The sequence below is a fragment of the Lactococcus ileimucosae genome (assembly GCF_943193185.1).
GTDB classification, from domain to species: Bacteria; Bacillota; Bacilli; order Lactobacillales; family Streptococcaceae; genus Lactococcus; species Lactococcus ileimucosae.
Map to the genome: position 1 here is coordinate 13638 of NZ_CALPDE010000010.1, position 16930 is coordinate 30567.

General features: G+C 40.2%; 14 protein-coding genes. 10 read left to right on the top strand and 4 right to left on the bottom strand.

Annotated features, from left to right (window positions below; genetic code table 11):
* Nucleotides 1-4 precede the first annotated feature (4 nt).
* The 5 genes from NFR51_RS05690 (at nucleotide 5) to NFR51_RS05710 (ending at nucleotide 5898) form a co-directional block, all read left to right on the top strand.
* Nucleotides 5-1318: an FtsW/RodA/SpoVE family cell cycle protein gene (locus tag NFR51_RS05690; protein ID WP_251712775.1), complete on the top strand. Its 1314-nt coding sequence runs from the start codon at nucleotides 5-7 to the stop codon at nucleotides 1316-1318.
* A 152-nt stretch (nucleotides 1319-1470) separates the two neighbouring features.
* Nucleotides 1471-1902: a flavodoxin family protein gene (locus NFR51_RS05695; protein ID WP_251712776.1), complete on the top strand. Its 432-nt coding sequence runs from the start codon at nucleotides 1471-1473 to the stop codon at nucleotides 1900-1902.
* A gap of 231 nt (nucleotides 1903-2133) precedes the next feature.
* Nucleotides 2134-3315: a CHAP domain-containing protein gene (locus tag NFR51_RS05700; protein WP_251712777.1), complete on the top strand. Its 1182-nt coding sequence runs from the start codon at nucleotides 2134-2136 to the stop codon at nucleotides 3313-3315.
* 419 nt (nucleotides 3316-3734) lie between these two features.
* Nucleotides 3735-4634, top strand: coding sequence for an ABC transporter ATP-binding protein (locus NFR51_RS05705; protein ID WP_251712778.1), 900 nt, complete (start codon nucleotides 3735-3737; stop codon nucleotides 4632-4634).
* Entirely contained in the window at nucleotides 4627-5898 is a 1272-nt protein-coding gene (locus NFR51_RS05710; RefSeq protein WP_251712779.1) for an ABC transporter permease, read from the top strand. Before NFR51_RS05705 ends, NFR51_RS05710 begins: the two co-directional genes overlap by 8 nt.
* Nucleotides 5899-5935: 37 nt before the next feature.
* Here NFR51_RS05710 and NFR51_RS05715 read toward each other — a convergent pair whose 3' ends face one another.
* Complete coding sequence (locus tag NFR51_RS05715; protein ID WP_251712780.1) at nucleotides 5936-6370, bottom strand: Spx/MgsR family RNA polymerase-binding regulatory protein; 435 nt, start codon at nucleotides 6368-6370, stop codon at nucleotides 5936-5938.
* A 489-nt stretch (nucleotides 6371-6859) separates the two neighbouring features.
* Here NFR51_RS05715 and carB point away from each other — a divergent pair, with 489 nt between their 5' ends.
* Together carB and NFR51_RS05725 are read left to right on the top strand one after the other, a co-directional pair.
* Nucleotides 6860-10045 carry a carbamoyl-phosphate synthase large subunit gene (carB, locus tag NFR51_RS05720; protein WP_251712781.1) on the top strand — a complete coding sequence of 1062 codons (3186 nt, stop codon included), beginning with the start codon at nucleotides 6860-6862 and terminating at the stop codon, nucleotides 10043-10045.
* Nucleotides 10046-10135: 90 nt separating this feature from the next.
* Nucleotides 10136-10669 (top strand): rRNA large subunit pseudouridine synthase E, encoded by a 534-nt coding sequence (locus NFR51_RS05725; RefSeq protein ID WP_251712782.1) that lies wholly within the window; start codon nucleotides 10136-10138, stop codon nucleotides 10667-10669.
* 28 nt (nucleotides 10670-10697) lie between these two features.
* Here NFR51_RS05725 and NFR51_RS05730 read toward each other — a convergent pair whose 3' ends face one another.
* From NFR51_RS05730 to NFR51_RS05740, 3 genes are read right to left on the bottom strand one after another with little or no spacing between them, the layout of a single operon-like run.
* Nucleotides 10698-11498 (bottom strand): TPM domain-containing protein, encoded by an 801-nt coding sequence (locus NFR51_RS05730; RefSeq protein ID WP_251712783.1) that lies wholly within the window; start codon nucleotides 11496-11498, stop codon nucleotides 10698-10700.
* The gene (locus tag NFR51_RS05735) at nucleotides 11495-12595 is read right to left on the bottom strand and encodes a TFIIB-type zinc ribbon-containing protein (protein WP_251712784.1); all 1101 of its coding nucleotides are present in this window, start codon (nucleotides 12593-12595) and stop codon (nucleotides 11495-11497) included. Before NFR51_RS05735 ends, NFR51_RS05730 begins: the two co-directional genes overlap by 4 nt.
* Before the next feature lie 21 nt (nucleotides 12596-12616).
* Complete coding sequence (locus NFR51_RS05740) at nucleotides 12617-13846, bottom strand: SPFH domain-containing protein (protein ID WP_251712785.1); 1230 nt, start codon at nucleotides 13844-13846, stop codon at nucleotides 12617-12619.
* Nucleotides 13847-14420: 574 nt separating this feature from the next.
* On the opposite strand from NFR51_RS05740, the gene NFR51_RS05745 reads away from it, so the two are divergent.
* From NFR51_RS05745 to pyrF, 3 genes are read left to right on the top strand one after another with little or no spacing between them, the layout of a single operon-like run.
* Nucleotides 14421-15230, top strand: a complete 810-nt coding sequence (locus NFR51_RS05745; RefSeq protein WP_277613156.1) for a dihydroorotate dehydrogenase electron transfer subunit — start codon at nucleotides 14421-14423, stop codon at nucleotides 15228-15230.
* The gene (locus NFR51_RS05750; RefSeq protein ID WP_251712787.1) at nucleotides 15230-16165 is read left to right on the top strand and encodes a dihydroorotate dehydrogenase; all 936 of its coding nucleotides are present in this window, start codon (nucleotides 15230-15232) and stop codon (nucleotides 16163-16165) included. Before NFR51_RS05745 ends, NFR51_RS05750 begins: the two co-directional genes overlap by 1 nt.
* Nucleotides 16158-16877: an orotidine-5'-phosphate decarboxylase gene (gene pyrF / locus NFR51_RS05755; protein ID WP_251712788.1), complete on the top strand. Its 720-nt coding sequence runs from the start codon at nucleotides 16158-16160 to the stop codon at nucleotides 16875-16877. The genes NFR51_RS05750 and pyrF overlap by 8 nt, the downstream gene beginning before the upstream one ends.
* The last annotated feature ends 53 nt before the right edge of the window (nucleotides 16878-16930 follow it).

The window sequence follows — 16930 nt, forward strand, 5'->3', positions numbered from 1 at the left end:
CATTTTGAACAATAAAACAAATACAATAAAGAAAAAGAAAAAGCAGTCTAAAACTAAGCTAAGTTTTGATAGCCGTATTGATTATGCGTTAATCTTGCCGGCTTTTCTTCTAACAGCCATTGGACTGTATGCTATTTGGGTTGCTGTTAGCCATGACTATCCGACACAAGCAGTGAAGATGGTAGGGCAGCAAGGAACTTGGATTATTGTCGGAGTTATTTTAGCTTTGATTGTGATGCATATGGATTCGAGACTCCTTTGGAACCTCACACCGGTTTTTTATGGATTTGGTCTTATTTTAATGGTATTACCCATATTCTTTTATAGCCAATCGGTGTATGATCTAACAGGAGCAAGGAACTGGATTGCCTTTCATAATACAAACCTTTTCCAGCCTTCAGAGCTGATGAAAATAGCATATATATTATTTTTAGCAAGAATCGTTGTGTCCTTTCAAAACAAGTTAAAAAAACGTTATATTAGGGACGACTTTATCTTGATTGGCAAAATTATTTTAGCAACTCTTCCCATAGCTGTACTTGCCGCACTGCAGGAAGACTTCGGAACTTTCATGGTTTTCTTAGCTATCGCAGCAGGTATTGTCTTAGTATCAGGTGTGTCTTGGAAAATTATCCTGCCTGTTCTTACTGCAGCTGCACTTGTCGCAGCAGGTATCGTTGCCATGGTTATGAACCCTGACGGACAGGAATTGCTAGGAAATGTATTTAGTCAATATCAAGTTAATCGTTTCGTGGCTTGGCTTCATCCCTTTGAGTACACTCAAACTTTTTCCCTTCAACAGTCGCGTGCTTTGATTGCGATTGGAGTAGGGGGCTTGTTTGGTCGTGGTTTTGGTGTGGCAAACGTTAATGTACCAGTTCGTGAATCTGATATGATTTTTACTGTGATTGGAGAGGACTTTGGTTTCGTTGGATCGACTTTTGTCATCTTGCTTTACTTTGCCCTAATTTATCGCATGATTCGTGTGACATTCCAGTCCAATAACCAATTTTATATCTTTATATCGACAGGGATTATCATGATGATTCTCTTCCATGTATTTGAAAATATAGGGGCAGCAATTGGTTTGCTTCCGTTAACAGGTATTCCATTGCCTTTTATTTCCCAAGGGGGATCAGCTCTCATCAGCAACATTATCGGTCTTGGACTTGTTCTTTCGATGAAATACAATCAGTTGCCAGAGTTTGTAATGGTTCGTGAAGCTGGAAGAAAATCTTTAGAAAATAAAAAAGCACGCTTGTCACGTACTTCACAGCAGAGAGTTAAGACAACGGGAAGACGCAAAAGCAGTAAATAATAGAAAAGCTTTTCAAATGAAATGGAAAAAGCTTTTTTTCTTTCAGATTTAGTACCCCAAGAAAAGAAGATTAAATTTCTCAAACTAAAAATTTCACATAATTAATAAAATGTGGTAGGCTATAGATGAGAATACAAGGGAGGAATTATAAAATGAAATATGCAGTAAGATATGCATCACGTGGAGGAAATACGCGTGCAGTTGCAGATGTAATTGCAAATAAGCTCAATATTAAAGCAAAACGTATTTCAGAGCCACTCGAAGAAGAAGTTGAAGTGCTGTTTCTTGGAGCAGGCGTTTGGTTTGCTTCTGTAACCAAGGATATGAAAGAATATCTGGCAGCTCTAGACAGTGGAAAAATCAAGCAGATTGTGGCTTTTTCTACCTCTGGTCACTTGGAATCAGCGATTAAAAAAATTACCACAGCAGCAAAGGAAAAAGGGATTAAAGTTAATGAAAAATCTTTTGACCTACATATGAACATGCAAGGCCTCACATTTTTCGCTCCTGCGGGCGGTGATTTAACAAAAGAGCAGGTTAGACAAGTAGAAAACTTTGTTGATGAAGTCGTTTCTAAGTTATAATATTAATTTTAAATCGTCCTTTATATGAAAGCTTCATTCATTTCGGAGCTTTTTTATTTTGTTGTCTTTTTTTATTAAATATTTTTATTTCATTAAACGAATGTTACATTAAGAAATAAATTGTTACTTAAACGCAATCTATAGCCTCTGTTTTGTTACATTAATAAAAACATTTGTGATAAAATGGTAATATTCATTTAAGAGAATTTGAGGAGGTAGATTTTACTTTTTATGAAAAAGAAATTGATTGCGACATTGATGCTCTCAACAGTTGTTTTGACTGCAGGTGCTCCATTGTCTAGTGTAAATGCTGATTCAACAGAACGTCAAATTGCTGAGCAAGACTCAAAGATTGCAGCCGTAAAAGATGAGGCAGCACAAGCTCAATCTCAAGTTGAGGCAATAGGGACTCAAGTCAATACATTGAAAGAGAAACAAGTTTCAATGAAAGAGGAAGTTGAAAAGTTATCCAATCAACAGAAGGAACAGTCTAAACAAATTCAAGAGTTAAATAAGAATATCCAAGAGCGCAGTGAAGCCTTGGAAGCTCAAGCCCGCAGTGCACAAACAAAAGGAGGAGCAACAAACTATATCTCTGCTCTTTTAGATTCTAAGTCATTGACAGATGCTATCCAAAAAATGACTGCCATGGCAACTGTTGCTGGTGCGAATAAGTCGATGATTGAGCAGCAAGAGGCAGATCAAAAGGATATCCAAGATAAACTTAAAGATAACCAAAACAAATATGCTAAGGTCACACGCTTGCAGCAAGACTTGGAAAGTCAAGCAGACGAGTTAGCGACCCAAGAAGCTCAACTCAAGGTTGCTCAGTTGAATTATGAGGCTATGATAACAACTGAGGAAGGCAAGAAGCAAGAATTGCTTAGCCAAAAAGCCGAAGCGGAGAGGGCTGCACAGGCCGCTGCTGAGGCGCAAAGATTGGCTGCTGAACAATCTATGGTAGCACAACAAGAGAAGGCAAATGAAACTTCTCCAAGTCCAGTGCAGCCTTCTACACCAGATTTAGGAGGTGGCTCAGAAGTTACGCCACCAAATCCACCAGCACCTCCTGGACCAGTAGGGCCACCAGCTCCACCACCAACACCTAGCAATAACCCATACCCACCAGGGCAATGTACAGCTTACGTATGGGAACGTCTCGGTGGCAATATGCCAACCTATATGGGTAATGCAGCAGACTGGGTAGTTTATGCTAATGCAGGTCCAGCTCCGGGTAACATTATTGTCTTTCCTCCAGGGGTTCAAGGTGCTGACTCATTTTATGGTCACGTTGCCGTTGTAGAACAAGTTTTGGGAAATGGTCAAGTTGTAATTTCTGAAGGAAACTTTAATGGAGGTTGGGGATCAACACGTACTGTTTCAACATCAGGTGTTTACTTCATCAATCCATAGCAAACAGGAAGAAGCAAGATATTCTTGCTTCTTTTTGATAGGCTTCCTATCCTTGCACCTCAAGGTGCTAATGCTAGACAGCAAGCCCTATAGGGCCTTGCTTAAGCCTCTCATTAGATGAACTTCAAAAAAATATCGTTTTTGAATTTCACCGTCATATTAGTCTTCCTATCCTTGCACCTCAAGGCGCTAATACTAGCTAGCAAGCGGCCTCTATAGGCCTTTCCTAAGCCTCCAACTTGGAGGCATTTTATTTAAACTTTTCCTTAGATGAAAATCAGTAAAGTTGTTATTGGATGATAATATTCGAATATTCAGATGAAAAAAATAAATTCTAGCATATTTTGAGTTTAATTTATTGTTGAAATAAGTTATACTAATTATAAAAGAAGCGCTTTGCTTTTAGAAGGAGGAAGGGAATGCTTGAAGTAAAAAATCTTAGGAAGACATTTGGTGATCTTGTTGCAGTAGATGACCTAAGCTTCAACATAGAAGATGGGGAGATTTTGGGCTTTATCGGACAAAATGGAGCTGGGAAAACAACAACATTTCGGCTTATACTGGATTTTTTGACGCAAGATTCAGGAAGTGTTTTGTGGAATGGACATCCACTGTCCAGCAAGGACTATGATATTATTGGTTATTTACCAGAAGAAAGAGGACTTTATCCAAAAGAGAGTATTGAGTCACAGTTGCGCTTTTTTGGTCAGCTTAGAGGAAAAACTAGAAAAGAAATTGATGAAAAAATTGATTACTGGATGGAGAAGTTTGAGGTCAAAGGAAAACGGACAGATAAGGTAAAAACACTGTCAAAAGGTAATCAACAAAAAGTTCAGCTTATTGCTACGCTTATCCATGAACCAAAGCTTGTTATCTTAGACGAGCCTTTTTCGGGCTTGGATCCAGTTAATGCAGAGTTATTAAAAACAGCAGTGGCTGAACTTCGGAACCAAAAAGTGTGTGTTGTCTTTTCAGATCATAATATGATGAATGTAGAAAAAATGGTTGATAAAATGATTATGGTGAAAGAAGGCAAGAAAATATTAGACGGCACTGTAGATGCTGTACGTCAAAGCTTTGGTCGTACAAAAGTCTTTGTCGAAGCACCTGTATCACAAGAAGAATTATCTCATCTTGAGGGGGTAAAAGAAGTACTTTTACAACGTAATGGTACTTATGAGTTGACTTTGGAAAATGAAGAAGCTGGAAAAGCTGTCTTCGATTATGTCACAAAATCAGGCTATATTCATATGTTTTCTCAACAACCACCAAGTTTGGAAGAAATATTCAAAATGAAAGCAGGTGAAACACATGAATAGTAAGTTCTGGATAATTGTAAGAGAAGTTTTTCGGAAAAATGTTAAGTCAGTTTCTTTTCTCATCATGGTTTTCCTTCCTTTACTGATAGGGCTTGTTTTCTATGTGGTTGCTAGAGTGGTGGACAATGGTCAAGGAAATGTTGATAGCATCGCTGTAGTTACGGAAAATAAAAATATCGCTTCTGCTCTTAATGAAGTTAAAGGAGAAATTAAGTATAAGGTGATGGATCGCTCAGAAGCTGATCATAAACTCAAAGATGAAGAGGTTGAAGCGATTTTAGTCCTGGAGTCAAATCAAGGAAAAATTCATGCACGCTTAGAAACGACACGTTCAATGGATATGGCAACTCAAATGTTGGTGTCACAAACACTCACAAGCATACAGCAGAGTGCTTTGGCAACACAGCTAGGACTCTCTCCAGAAGAGCAAGCCAATCTACTTTCCCCAGCTCAATTAGAACCTATACATGTGGAGTTTGATGAGGAAGGAAATAGGATACAGGGGACGGATTATTCTGGTTTAAGGCAGGCCATTGCTACAGCTTTAATTATTCTCATTTGGGTATTTGTTGCAACATATGGTAGTATTGTTGCACAAGAAATTGCAAGTGAAAAGGGAACACGTATCATGGAGGTTATCCTTTCAAGTGTTAAAGCTGAAACGCATTTTTATGGAAAACTTGTTGGGATTATACTCGTTTGTGCGGTGAATATTATGGCTTATGTTTTTCAGATTGGAGTAGCTTATCTCGTTTTCAAGGATAATGATATGGTTCGTCACCTTCTACAGGGATTAAAGCTTCAAGAAGTCTTTACGGGACAGTTTTGGTTGGTCATCCCTATTGTAATTTTAGGAGTACTTCTGTTTACCTTCCTCGCCGCTCTATCTGGATCGCTGATTTCACGTGTGGAAGATGTACCTAAAGCTCAAACACCAATAACAATGATTGGTTTATTGGGATATATGCTATCCATTATCTTTGCCTCTCAACCTGATAATATTGTGATGACTGCAACAAGTTATATTCCATTTATTTCGAGCTTTGTTTTGCCAATGCAGATTGCGACTGGAGTTGCAAGTAATTTACAAGTTTGGCTTTCGATGGGAATCATGCTTGCCGCAATGGTGTTTACGCTTTTGTTCTCAGCACGGCTTTATAAATCTAATGTTTTGATTTATAGTAATGGCGGTTTATTGAAAGCATTGAAACAATCTATCAATAATATGAAAAATGAAGATAGACTAAAAAATAAACTTAAATAAAAAGAATCTCGCCTTGTAAATATAGAGGCGAGATTTTTTAACTGAGCTGAATTTGGAAATCACGTTCCATAACGATATTGCGAACCTCCTGACTAATATCTTTCAGTTTAACTTGACGTACAGAGCGCGGGAGAAACTTGCGTATATCATCGTTGTTATAACCAATCTGAAGACGATTTTCATCAAGAATGAGAGGACGACGTAAAATAGTACGATTTTCTTTCATGATTGTAATCATGGAGTTTAAAGAAAACTGTTCTAAATCTAATGATAAACTTTTATAGGCGTGGCTCCGCATCGAAACAATCTCCTCAGTCCCATGTTCTGTCAGAGCAAGAATTTCAAGAAAGTCTTCTTTTTTGATATCATCTGTGAGAAGATTAATTTCTTTGAAAGTGATACCGTTATTAAGTAACCATCTTTTGGCTTTTCGGCTTGAGCTACACCCTGCAACTGTATAAATTTTTATCATGTTGTCTCCTTTATATATATGAAAATCTTATTTTTTTCTAATTTATATATGAACTAATTATAACATTTTTAAAAAGTGTGTCAAGAGCATCATTGGAATATTTTGATTTTATTCCAATGTTATTTTTAATATTCGGGTAAAATTATCCCAGTAATCCATTGAAAATTTTAATAATAGAGCTTATATTGCTCTGTTATTATATAAGATTAGGTAAGAATATTTTTCACTTTCAAAGCTTTCATTTGACTGTTTACTAAGAAAATGGTATCCTACTAAGGATAAAACTTTTAAACTGGTCCAGAGAGGCTAGCAAGGTTGTGGACATGAATATTAAGCTCTTTTCAAAAGAGGGCGTACTCTATCTTCTTTGCACCTGTTTTTCTGGCAGGTGCTTTTTTCTCAAACTTTTTGGGAAATAAGAAAATATCTGTCAAAGAGCAGAGCAAAGTTTATCTCACAGCTACTTGGAATTTTAGAAATGGAGATATTATGCCAAAACGTACGGATATTAAAAAGATTATGATTATTGGATCAGGACCGATTGTTATTGGACAAGCCGCAGAATTTGATTATGCTGGTACACAAGCTTGCTTGGCGCTTAAAGAAGAAGGTTACCAAGTTGTTTTGGTTAATTCTAACCCAGCGACAATTATGACTGATCGCGAGATTGCGGATAAGGTTTATATTGAGCCAATTACGCTTGAATTTGTCAGCAAGATTCTCCGTAAAGAAAGACCAGATGCACTCTTGCCAACACTAGGGGGTCAAACGGGTCTAAATATGGCGATGGAACTGGCCGAAAGCGGTATTTTGGAAGAACTTTCGGTTGAACTTTTAGGTACAAAACTATCTGCAATTGACCGAGCAGAAGACCGCGAATTATTTAAAGAACTTTGCGAAAGTATTGGCGAGCCTTTGTGTGAGTCCGAAATTGCCACAAGTGTTGAAGAAGCAGTCGCGCAAGCGAAAGAAATCGGTTACCCCATTATTGTTCGCCCTGCCTTTACGATGGGGGGAACAGGAGGCGGCATTTGCGACAATGAAGCAGAGCTTCGCGAAGTAGTTGCCAATGGCTTAAAGCTTTCTCCTGTGACACAATGTTTGATCGAAAAGTCAATCTCTGGCTATAAAGAAATCGAATACGAAGTGATGCGTGATTCTGCAGACAATGCGATTGTGGTCTGCAACATGGAAAACTTCGATCCTGTAGGTATCCATACAGGAGACTCGATTGTCTTTGCGCCAAGTCAAACCTTGTCAGATGTTGAATATCAAATGCTTCGTGATGCTTCATTAAAAATCATTCGCGCTTTGAAAATCGAAGGAGGCTGTAATGTTCAGCTTGCTTTAGATCCGCATTCTTATAAATATTATGTGATTGAGGTAAACCCACGTGTGTCACGTTCCTCTGCTTTGGCTTCTAAAGCCACAGGTTATCCTATCGCTAAGATGTCGGCCAAAATTGCGGTTGGCATGACTCTGGACGAAATCATCAATCCTGTAACAAACACAACCTATGCTATGTTTGAGCCAGCGCTGGACTATGTCGTTTCCAAAATCGCCCGCTTCCCCTTTGATAAATTTGAAAATGGCGACCGTAATCTCGGTACGCAAATGAAAGCAACCGGTGAAGTTATGGCTATCGGGCGTAACATCGAGGAGAGCCTCCTTAAGGCAGTGCGTTCACTGGAAATAGGTGTGAGCCACAACCGTTTAGAAGGTGCTGAAGAAGTCACAGAAGAGTTTTTATACGAAAAAATTACCAAGGCGCAAGATGACCGACTCTTCTATATTTCCGAAGCGATTCGTCGAGAGATTCCTATTGAGGAGATTGCGGCTTTAAGTAAGATTGATGTTTTCTTCTTGGACAAATTGCTCCATATCGTCGAGATTGAAAAAGAGTTAGAACTCAATGTTTTCGATCCAGAAATTTTGAAGATAGCCAAGAAAAACGGTTTTTCCGATAAAGAAATTGCCCGTCTTTGGAATGTGACGGAGGCAGAAGTACGTCGCCGCCGCAAAGATGGAGAAATTCTTCCCGTATACAAAATGGTAGACACTTGTGCTGCTGAGTTTGAAAGTAGTACACCATATTTCTACTCCTCTTATGCATGGGAAAACGAATCTGTAAAATCTGAAAAGGAAAAAATCCTCGTTTTAGGTTCAGGACCAATCCGTATTGGTCAAGGGGTGGAATTTGACTATGCGACCGTTCACTCAGTTAAAGCGATTCAGGCTATGGGCTATGAAGCAATTATTGTCAACAGTAATCCTGAGACGGTTTCTACTGATTTCTCAATTTCAGATAAGCTCTACTTTGAACCATTGACTTTCGAAGATGTCATGAATATTATTGATTTAGAGGAGACTAAAGGTGTTATCGTGCAGTTTGGCGGACAAACAGCCATTAATCTTGCGGAGCCTCTGGAAAAAGCTGGTGTACGCATCTTAGGAACGCAAGTGGCAGATCTCGAACGTGCCGAAGACCGTGATTCATTTGAGAAGGCCCTATCGGACTTGGATATTCCACAACCACCAGGAGCCACAGCTACTACTGAAGAAGAAGCAGTTGCTAATGCTGAGAAGATTGGCTACCCTGTCTTGTTGCGCCCCTCCTTTGTCTTAGGTGGACGTGCCATGGAAATCATTGATAATGAAGCAGACTTGCGTAACTATATGAATCGTGCGGTCAAAGTTTCACCAGAGCACCCTGTATTAGTAGACAGCTACCTAACTGGCCAAGAGTGTGAAGTTGACGCTATATGTGATGGAAAGGATGTTTTATTACCAGGAATCATGGAACATATCGAACGTGCCGGGGTTCACTCAGGAGACTCTATGGCAGTTTATCCGCCACAAACATTCAGTCCGGAAATTATTGAGAAAATCGTGGATTACACTAAACGGCTGGCACAAGGCTTAAACTGTATCGGTATGATGAACATTCAGTTTGTTATTCACGAGGAAAAGGTGTATGTCATTGAAGTCAATCCACGTGCTTCGCGTACGGTACCCTTCTTATCAAAAGTCACAGGTATTCCAATGGCACAACTTGCTACACAGATGATTTTAGGGAAAACACTAGCAGAGCTCGGTTATGCATCGGGACTTGCTCCTGAATCAGAACTTGTCCACATCAAAGCTCCCGTCTTTAGCTTTAGTAAATTGGCGAAAGTAGATAGTCTTCTTGGTCCAGAAATGAAATCTACTGGCGAAGTTATGGGATCAGATACAACCTTAGAGAAGGCGCTCTATAAGTCCTTTGAAGCTGCAAAGTTGCACATGGCTGATCATGGGGCAATCCTGTTTACTGTTGCGGATGAAGACAAGGCAGAAACATTAGAGATGGCGAGACGTTTCGCCAATATCGGTTATTCTTTAATCGCCACTTCGGGAACTGCACAGTACCTAAAAACCGCAGGACTCTATGTTCGAGAAGTTGGTAAAGTAACCGAGTCAACTGAGGAAACGGTACTCGATGATATTCGTAAAGGTCGAGTACAAGCTATTGTCAATACCATGGGCAGCAAGCGCGTATCGACAAGAGAAACGGATGGGTTCTTGATTCGCCAAGAGGCAATCAGTCGCGGTATTCCACTCTTTACAGCTTTAGACACAGCAGAAGCTATCCTCCGTGTGATGGAGAGCCGCTCGTTTACAATGAATGTCATTTAAACCAAAAAGGCAGACTAGAGCTGCCTTTTTGACGTGAAGTTGACTTGATGACAGATGCGAAGCTGGGTTACTTTTGGTACAATAGAGAGGATGATATTACTATTTAATAAACCCTTTGACGTACTCACAAAATTTACAGATTCTGAAAATCGTAAAACACTGAAAGACTATATTGACATTCCCAATGTCTATGCAGCTGGGCGACTAGATAAAGACAGTGAAGGTTTACTTTTACTCACAGATGACGGGAAATTAAATCATAAGTTAACAGACCCTAAATCAAAATCTTACAAGACCTATCTTGTACAGGTGGAAGGAGAATTCACTGAAGAAGCAGCACAAAAACTGCGCGCGGGAGTTCTGCTTAAGGATGGTAAAACACTTCCTGCAAAAGTTAAACGTGTTTCAGAACCAGAGTGGCTTTGGGAAAGAACCCCACCAATTCGTGAGCGAAAATCAATACCCACAAGCTGGGTCGAAATTTCCATCAAGGAAGGGAAAAACCGGCAGGTTCGGCGAATGACTGCCCATGTTGGCTTTCCAACATTACGCTTGATACGTACAAAGATTGGCGATTATGAGCTCGGCGACCTTCCTTTAGGTAAATATAAAATGATAAAGTAAAAAAGAGCATTTGCTCTTTTTTAGCTACTTAAAAACTACGTCCACCCCCGGAACCGCCCCCACCACCAGAGAAGCCTCCGCCGCTAGAATTATTATTCCGCGGGATACGTCGGGTCGTGATGAAGGAGTTCACAAGTGTATCGCTACGCTTGGAGAGTTTTAATGCCCCATTTTTTTGATACTCATAGTTCCAACGTGCGCCTAGTTTTAGCTGATAGCGGGAAACCAAAACAACAACAAACGCGCCAGCGGAAATCAGTGCGGCAATAACAGCGATTAAGATATATGCAGGACGAAAGGAGCGGTGAAAAGTAACTTCTCCTGTATTCGGGTTGACTGAGTATTGACGACCGCCAGGTATACCTTGCTGGTAATAGTGATTGACTTGCTCATAAAAACCTTCGATAGCCTGCTGATAATTTCCATTACTTAACTGAGGCTGGACAACATCAAGGATAGAGTCAATGCGAGAAGGAGTGATATAGTGCTTTAAATTTCCAGTCGCCCAGATATAAATTTCACGTTGCCCCATGTCAATCAGGAGAACAATACCATTATTGCCTTGTCCGACTTTATTAGCCAGATAATCAACCGCAAAGTCTTTTGGAGCCTGTGTATTGGTCGTCGTTGTAACAACAAAGACACCAGCTTTAGTTTTCTCTGATAGCCTTTGGGATTCCTCTGTGAGGACAGATGGTGTACCCTCCAGAATACCTGCCTGATCATCAATGCCTATTTGCTGTGCCTCTACTGTTTTGGAAAAGCCAAACAGCGTTAACACTGCAAATAAGGTAAGAAACAGGGATAAAAATGTTATTTTCTTTTTCATGATACATACCACCCCACAATCAAGCCTAAGAGAAGAACAGCAAAGAAGATAGATACTGCTACAAGAATAACTCTGGTCTTGTCAACAGGGAGGATTCCAGCCGTTTTCCCTGTCTGTCCATTCATGGCGTAATAGAAAAGTTTGTCACTGTTTTTCTGACGATAAGTGACAAGCCAGAGAGGCAAAAGAACATAGTCACTTTGGAGCTCCATTATCTTTTGGTTGGATTGAACGCTCGTAACTGCTGTGTAGCCTTGAACCGTATCGCGCATCAGCGCTTCAGAATACTGACGTAGCTCGCTATCAACTCTTTCTTTGATTTCTTCAAACTCAATGTCTCTTTTTTCAGTTAAAAAACCTGAAAGGTATTGATTTTTGAAAGAAACAGCTTTGGATAAGTCAAAGGGCTGAACGGCACCGACCATCTTTTCAGGCTCATTTTTTTTCAAAGCATTTTTTACCAAATCTTGAAAAGAACTTTCACCTTCACGGATAATATGATATTGCTTTGTTTCTGTATATTCTAAATCACCAACAATCCATACACGGATGTTATTGGCACTGGCCTCTAGTTGACCTTGTAAATCTGCGCCAACAACCCAATAAGGGAAATATACGCCTTGAAGTTGCTTGATTTGTTTTTTATCAAAGAAATCTTTCGGGACAAATCTCTTTTTGCCTACCCACTTAAGAAAGGCTTCCTCAGCTTCTTTTTGCTCAATCTGAAAAGGAAGAACCTTTTCAGGGAGGAATTTTCCAGACAAACGTTCAGATAGCACAACAGGGTTGTGACAATAATAGCAAAAAGTAGAAGCAGTAGTTGCTTCTGTCACAATCTCAGCACCGCAAGAAGGACAAACAAAGAGCCCAACCTGATTATCGTTAGAGGCTTCAATATTTGAAGTTTCAACAGAAGCAGTTGAAACACTTTCTTCTGGAATTCCCTTGTCTGTTTGCTTGGCTTCAAAGGCAGTGACTTCTTCTTCCGTAAAGCTAGACAAGCAGTACTGACAGTGAAACTTTTGACTTTTGGGATCAAATAAGAGAGGACCACCACAATTTGGGCAGAGATGAGTGAGAACCTTCGACTGGCTCATAATTTACCTCTTTTCTGATCTTTATAAAGGCTTGGCAACGAAAGGCTGACCACATTCTGGACAGAATTTAGGAACACCATTCGCTAAATTAACGACTGCATTACAGGCTGAACAAGCCATTTCAATCTTTAGGTTGGCTGCTGCTTCAGGTTTTTTCTCACCGCAGTTTGAACAGAATTTGCCTGTGTTTTCTGTCCCGCAAGCGGAGCATGTCCATGTATTTTCTGATTTTGTTGCAGTCTTTTCTTGTTGAGTCATTTGAGCTTGATTTGAAGCACTGGCTTGACCAAGCACATCACCCGCTTGGTTCATTCCCATACCCATTCCCATAAAGGCTTGCATAGCTCCACCAGTATTGCTTCCAGCAGCCTCAATACCGCGCGCTACAGCACCTTGCATATAGCCTTCACGTACATTTGGGTCACCCAGCATTGCACCTTGGTTACGCATGTTGATTAATTTTTGGCTGTCATCTGTGTAGCTGATTGAGCTTACAGCAACAGCGACCACTTCGATTCCACGAAGTTTACGCCATTCTTCATCAAGTGTGTCTGCCATATATTTTGAAAGTTCAACAGATTTTGAAGGGAGGAAGGAAACACGTTCCCCTTGTGCTGAGTAGAGGTTAATCGACGTGTTCAATGCTGTTAAAAATTCTTGGAGATATTGCTCATTGATATCTGAAATTTCAACTTGCGTTTGATTTTTAGGAATGGCGTTAGCATAGAACAAGATAGGGTCAGTAATTCTTATTGAATATGTCCCATGCGTACGGAGGAAGAGTTCTGCATTGTAGAAGTTATCAAAATATTGCAAAGGCGTTGCTGTTCCAAACTTAATGCCCTTGATTTCTTGAAGATTAATATAGTAAACTTCTTGCTTTTGGGGTGTCACACCACCAAATTTAAAACGGAAGAAGGCTTCTTGCACAGATTCTTTAAGCCCACCGTTAAGCATAGAAGGTGCAGTATCATTTTTGACTGTATAATAACCTTCCTCAGCGGTATAGTCAATAATCTTTCCCCCGTCAACTAAGAGCATCATCATATTCGGATAGACATGCACGACAGAGCCGTCTGTAATGACATCAGAAGTTCCACGACGATTGCTGCCACGTTTATCGTCCTTGCGCACCATAACACCTTTGGTCATGACGGTTTGATCGGACATATCTTCTGGTTCGATGACTTCAAGCCATTGATCGGCTAATGTGCCTCCAAGGCTACTTGTTGCTGCTTTAATGATACCCATATTTTTCTCCTGTCTTTATTTAATTACACGTTTTCATTATACCATATAAAGAAAGGATTTTTTTACAACTCAAGTAGGATTTATTGATTCTTGTAATTCCTTAGAATTTAGGTTATAATACCTTAAAACCTTTAACTTAGTCCAGAGAGGCTAGCAAGGATACGATGAATTATATTTCCCTTATTTTGCCCGCTTCTAGGAGCTTGGCAAAGGAGATAGATGCTTTTTGTACACCTGCAGCGCCTCTGCAGGTGTTTTATTATCATTCTTTCTGCTTTAGCAGATTAGAATGATAATACGCAAGGAGCGGAGCGAGTTGTGAACCTTCAGTCATTCTTTTGCTTTAGCAAACGAGAATGATAATACGCAAGGAGCGAAGCGAGTTGTGAACCTTCAGCCATTCTTTTGCTTTAGCAAACGAGAATGATAATACGCAAGGAGCGAAGCGAGTTGTGATCCTTCTTCCATTCTTTTTGCTTTAGCAAACGAGAATGATAATACTCAGGAAGCATAGCGAGCTGTGGATTTTTCGCGTAAGTAAAGCTTGGACCTGCAGAACAGATTGGATAATAAAATCGTTTTACAAAAAGGAGGAGTAATGAAGCTTCAAGAAGAGATGCTTATTGTCAGTCAGAAAGAAGTTGCTGAAGACATTTTTGAGTTGGTGTTGCAAGGCGATTTGGTGAATGACATGGAAATGGCAGGACAGTTTTTGCAATTAAAAGTTCCCAGTCAAGATTTACTTTTACGGCGACCGATTTCGATTTCAAGTTGGAATAAGCAGGAAAAGACGTGTACATTACTCTACCGTCGAGGGGATAAAACCACTGGCACTTATCTTTTGTCAAAAATGGTTGCAGGACAATCAGTAGATATTCTGGGCCCTTTAGGTAAAGGATTTCCAGTTGATGAAGTGACAAAAACAGATCAAGTCCTTATTATAGGTGGAGGAATAGGTGTTCCCCCCTTGTATGAGTTGGCGAAACAGCTGAGTAAAAAAGACTGTGCCATTACGGTTTTACTTGGATTTGCACGTGCAGAAGTTAAGATTCTTGAAGAACAGTTTGCGCAACTCCCTAATGTTCAGGTAAAAGTAGCGACAGATAATGGTTCTTATGGCTACCACGGACACATTGGACAGTTATTAAACCAGCTTGACCAAGAAGCAGATGCAGTTTATGCTTGCGGCGCACCAATGATGTTAAAAGCTGTTGCCACAAAATTTGAAAATCTAGAGCGCTTGTATCTGTCAATGGAAGCACGTATGGCTTGTGGAATTGGTGCGTGTTATGCTTGCGTTGTCCCTGATAAAAAAGACCCAAATCATGCTTTAAAAGTATGTCAAGATGGGCCGGTATTTAAAGGAAATGGAGTAGTAATATAATGAATCGACTTGCAGTAGAACTTCCCGGGTTGAACCTTAAAAATCCAATTATGCCTGCTTCAGGCTGCTTTGGTTTTGGTGAGGACTATGCACGCTATTATGATCTGAATCAGCTGGGTTCCATAATGATTAAGGCTACAACGCTTCAACCACGGTATGGGAATCCAACACCGCGTGTGGCAGAAACGAATGCTGGCATGCTCAATGCGATTGGGCTACAAAATCCCGGACTTGATGTGGTGATGACAGACAAGTTACCTTGGCTCTATGAAAATTTCCCTGAGTTGCCTATTATTGCTAACGTAGCCGGTTCTGAACAATATGATTATGTAGCTGTTTGCGATAAAATAGGGACAGCTCCAAATGTTAAAGCTATCGAGCTCAATATTTCTTGTCCTAATGTAAAGCATGGCGGACAAGCATTTGGTACAGATTCGAAGGTTGCTCATGATTTGGTCAAGGCTTGTAAGGAAGTAGCGGATGTCCCACTGTACGTCAAGCTCTCGCCAAATGTGACGGATATCGTGGAAATCGCTCAGGCCGTAGAAGCAGCAGGAGCCGATGGAATTACGATGATCAATACTTTAATGGGAATGCGTTACGATCTGCAGACACGTAAACCTATCTTAGCCAATATTACAGGTGGTCTCTCAGGACCAGCGATTAAACCAGTAGCTTTAAAAATGGTGCACCAAGTGGCACAAGCAGTGGATTTACCGATTATTGGAATGGGTGGTGTAATGACCGCACAAGATGTTCTTGAATTTTATTTGGCTGGTGCAAGTGCGGTTGCAGTAGGGACAGCAAACTTTTCCGATCCTTATGTGTGTCCGAACATTATTAATGAACTTCCTGAACTTATGGATAAGTATGGGATTGAAAGTTTAGAAGAATTACGTAAAGAAGTAAAAAAGGAGAAAAAAGAAAATGCATGAATCAAGACCAATGGTAGCCCTCGACTTCCCAAGCTTACGCGACGTAAAGAATTTTTTACTGCGTTTTGATGATCACGAAAAACTCTATGTCAAAGTGGGGATGGAGCTCCTCTATCAAGAAGGACCTGTTGTTGTGGATTTCCTTAAATTCCAAGGCCATGATGTTTTCTTAGATTTGAAACTCCATGATATTCCAAATACAGTTGGTTCAGCCATGAAGGGTTTAGCGCGTTTAGGAATAGATATGATTAATGTTCATGCTGCTGGAGGTATTGAGATGATGCAGCAAGCTAAAGAAGGGTTGATTGCTGGAACACCTGCTGGAGAAAAGGTTGCAGATTTGATTGCTGTCACCCAGCTGACTTCCACAAGTCAAGAAAGTATGCAACATGATCAAATGATTATGACAAGCTTGGAAGAATCTGTTCTACACTACGCTAAATGTACGGATGAGGCTGGCTTAGATGGTGTTGTATGTTCAGCCCATGAGGTTCAAAAGATTAAAAGTGTAACCCGTCCAGATTTCATCTGCTTGACGCCTGGCATCCGTCCGGCAGGGGCTGCTAAAGGAGATCAAAAACGTGTCGTAACCCCAGCAGAAGCGCGTACTATTGGCTCAGATTATATTGTTGTTGGACGCCCAATCACCCGCGCCGAAAATCCGATGCAAGCCTATCAAACAATTAAAAATGAGTGGAATGGTCACTTTTAGAAAAGAAAAATGCAACTGAAATAAAGGTAGACCAGAATATAAAATAAAAACGC

Bases quoted from the DNA above. Each gene is read 5' to 3' on its own strand.
- NFR51_RS05695 (WP_251712776.1), top strand. From the start codon at position 1,471: ATGAAATATGCAGTAAGATATGCATCACGTGGAGGAAATACGCGTGCA.
- NFR51_RS05700 (WP_251712777.1), top strand. From the start codon at position 2,134: ATGAAAAAGAAATTGATTGCGACATTGATGCTCTCAACAGTTGTTTTG.
- NFR51_RS05705 (WP_251712778.1), top strand. From the start codon at position 3,735: ATGCTTGAAGTAAAAAATCTTAGGAAGACATTTGGTGATCTTGTTGCA.
- NFR51_RS05710 (WP_251712779.1), top strand. From the start codon at position 4,627: ATGAATAGTAAGTTCTGGATAATTGTAAGAGAAGTTTTTCGGAAAAAT.
- NFR51_RS05715 (WP_251712780.1), bottom strand. From the start codon at position 6,370: ATGATAAAAATTTATACAGTTGCAGGGTGTAGCTCAAGCCGAAAAGCC.
- carB (WP_251712781.1), top strand. From the start codon at position 6,860: ATGCCAAAACGTACGGATATTAAAAAGATTATGATTATTGGATCAGGA.
- NFR51_RS05725 (WP_251712782.1), top strand. From the start codon at position 10,136: ATGATATTACTATTTAATAAACCCTTTGACGTACTCACAAAATTTACA.
- NFR51_RS05730 (WP_251712783.1), bottom strand. From the start codon at position 11,498: ATGAAAAAGAAAATAACATTTTTATCCCTGTTTCTTACCTTATTTGCA.
- NFR51_RS05735 (WP_251712784.1), bottom strand. From the start codon at position 12,595: ATGAGCCAGTCGAAGGTTCTCACTCATCTCTGCCCAAATTGTGGTGGT.
- NFR51_RS05740 (WP_251712785.1), bottom strand. From the start codon at position 13,846: ATGGGTATCATTAAAGCAGCAACAAGTAGCCTTGGAGGCACATTAGCC.
- NFR51_RS05750 (WP_251712787.1), top strand. From the start codon at position 15,230: ATGAATCGACTTGCAGTAGAACTTCCCGGGTTGAACCTTAAAAATCCA.
- pyrF (WP_251712788.1), top strand. From the start codon at position 16,158: ATGCATGAATCAAGACCAATGGTAGCCCTCGACTTCCCAAGCTTACGC.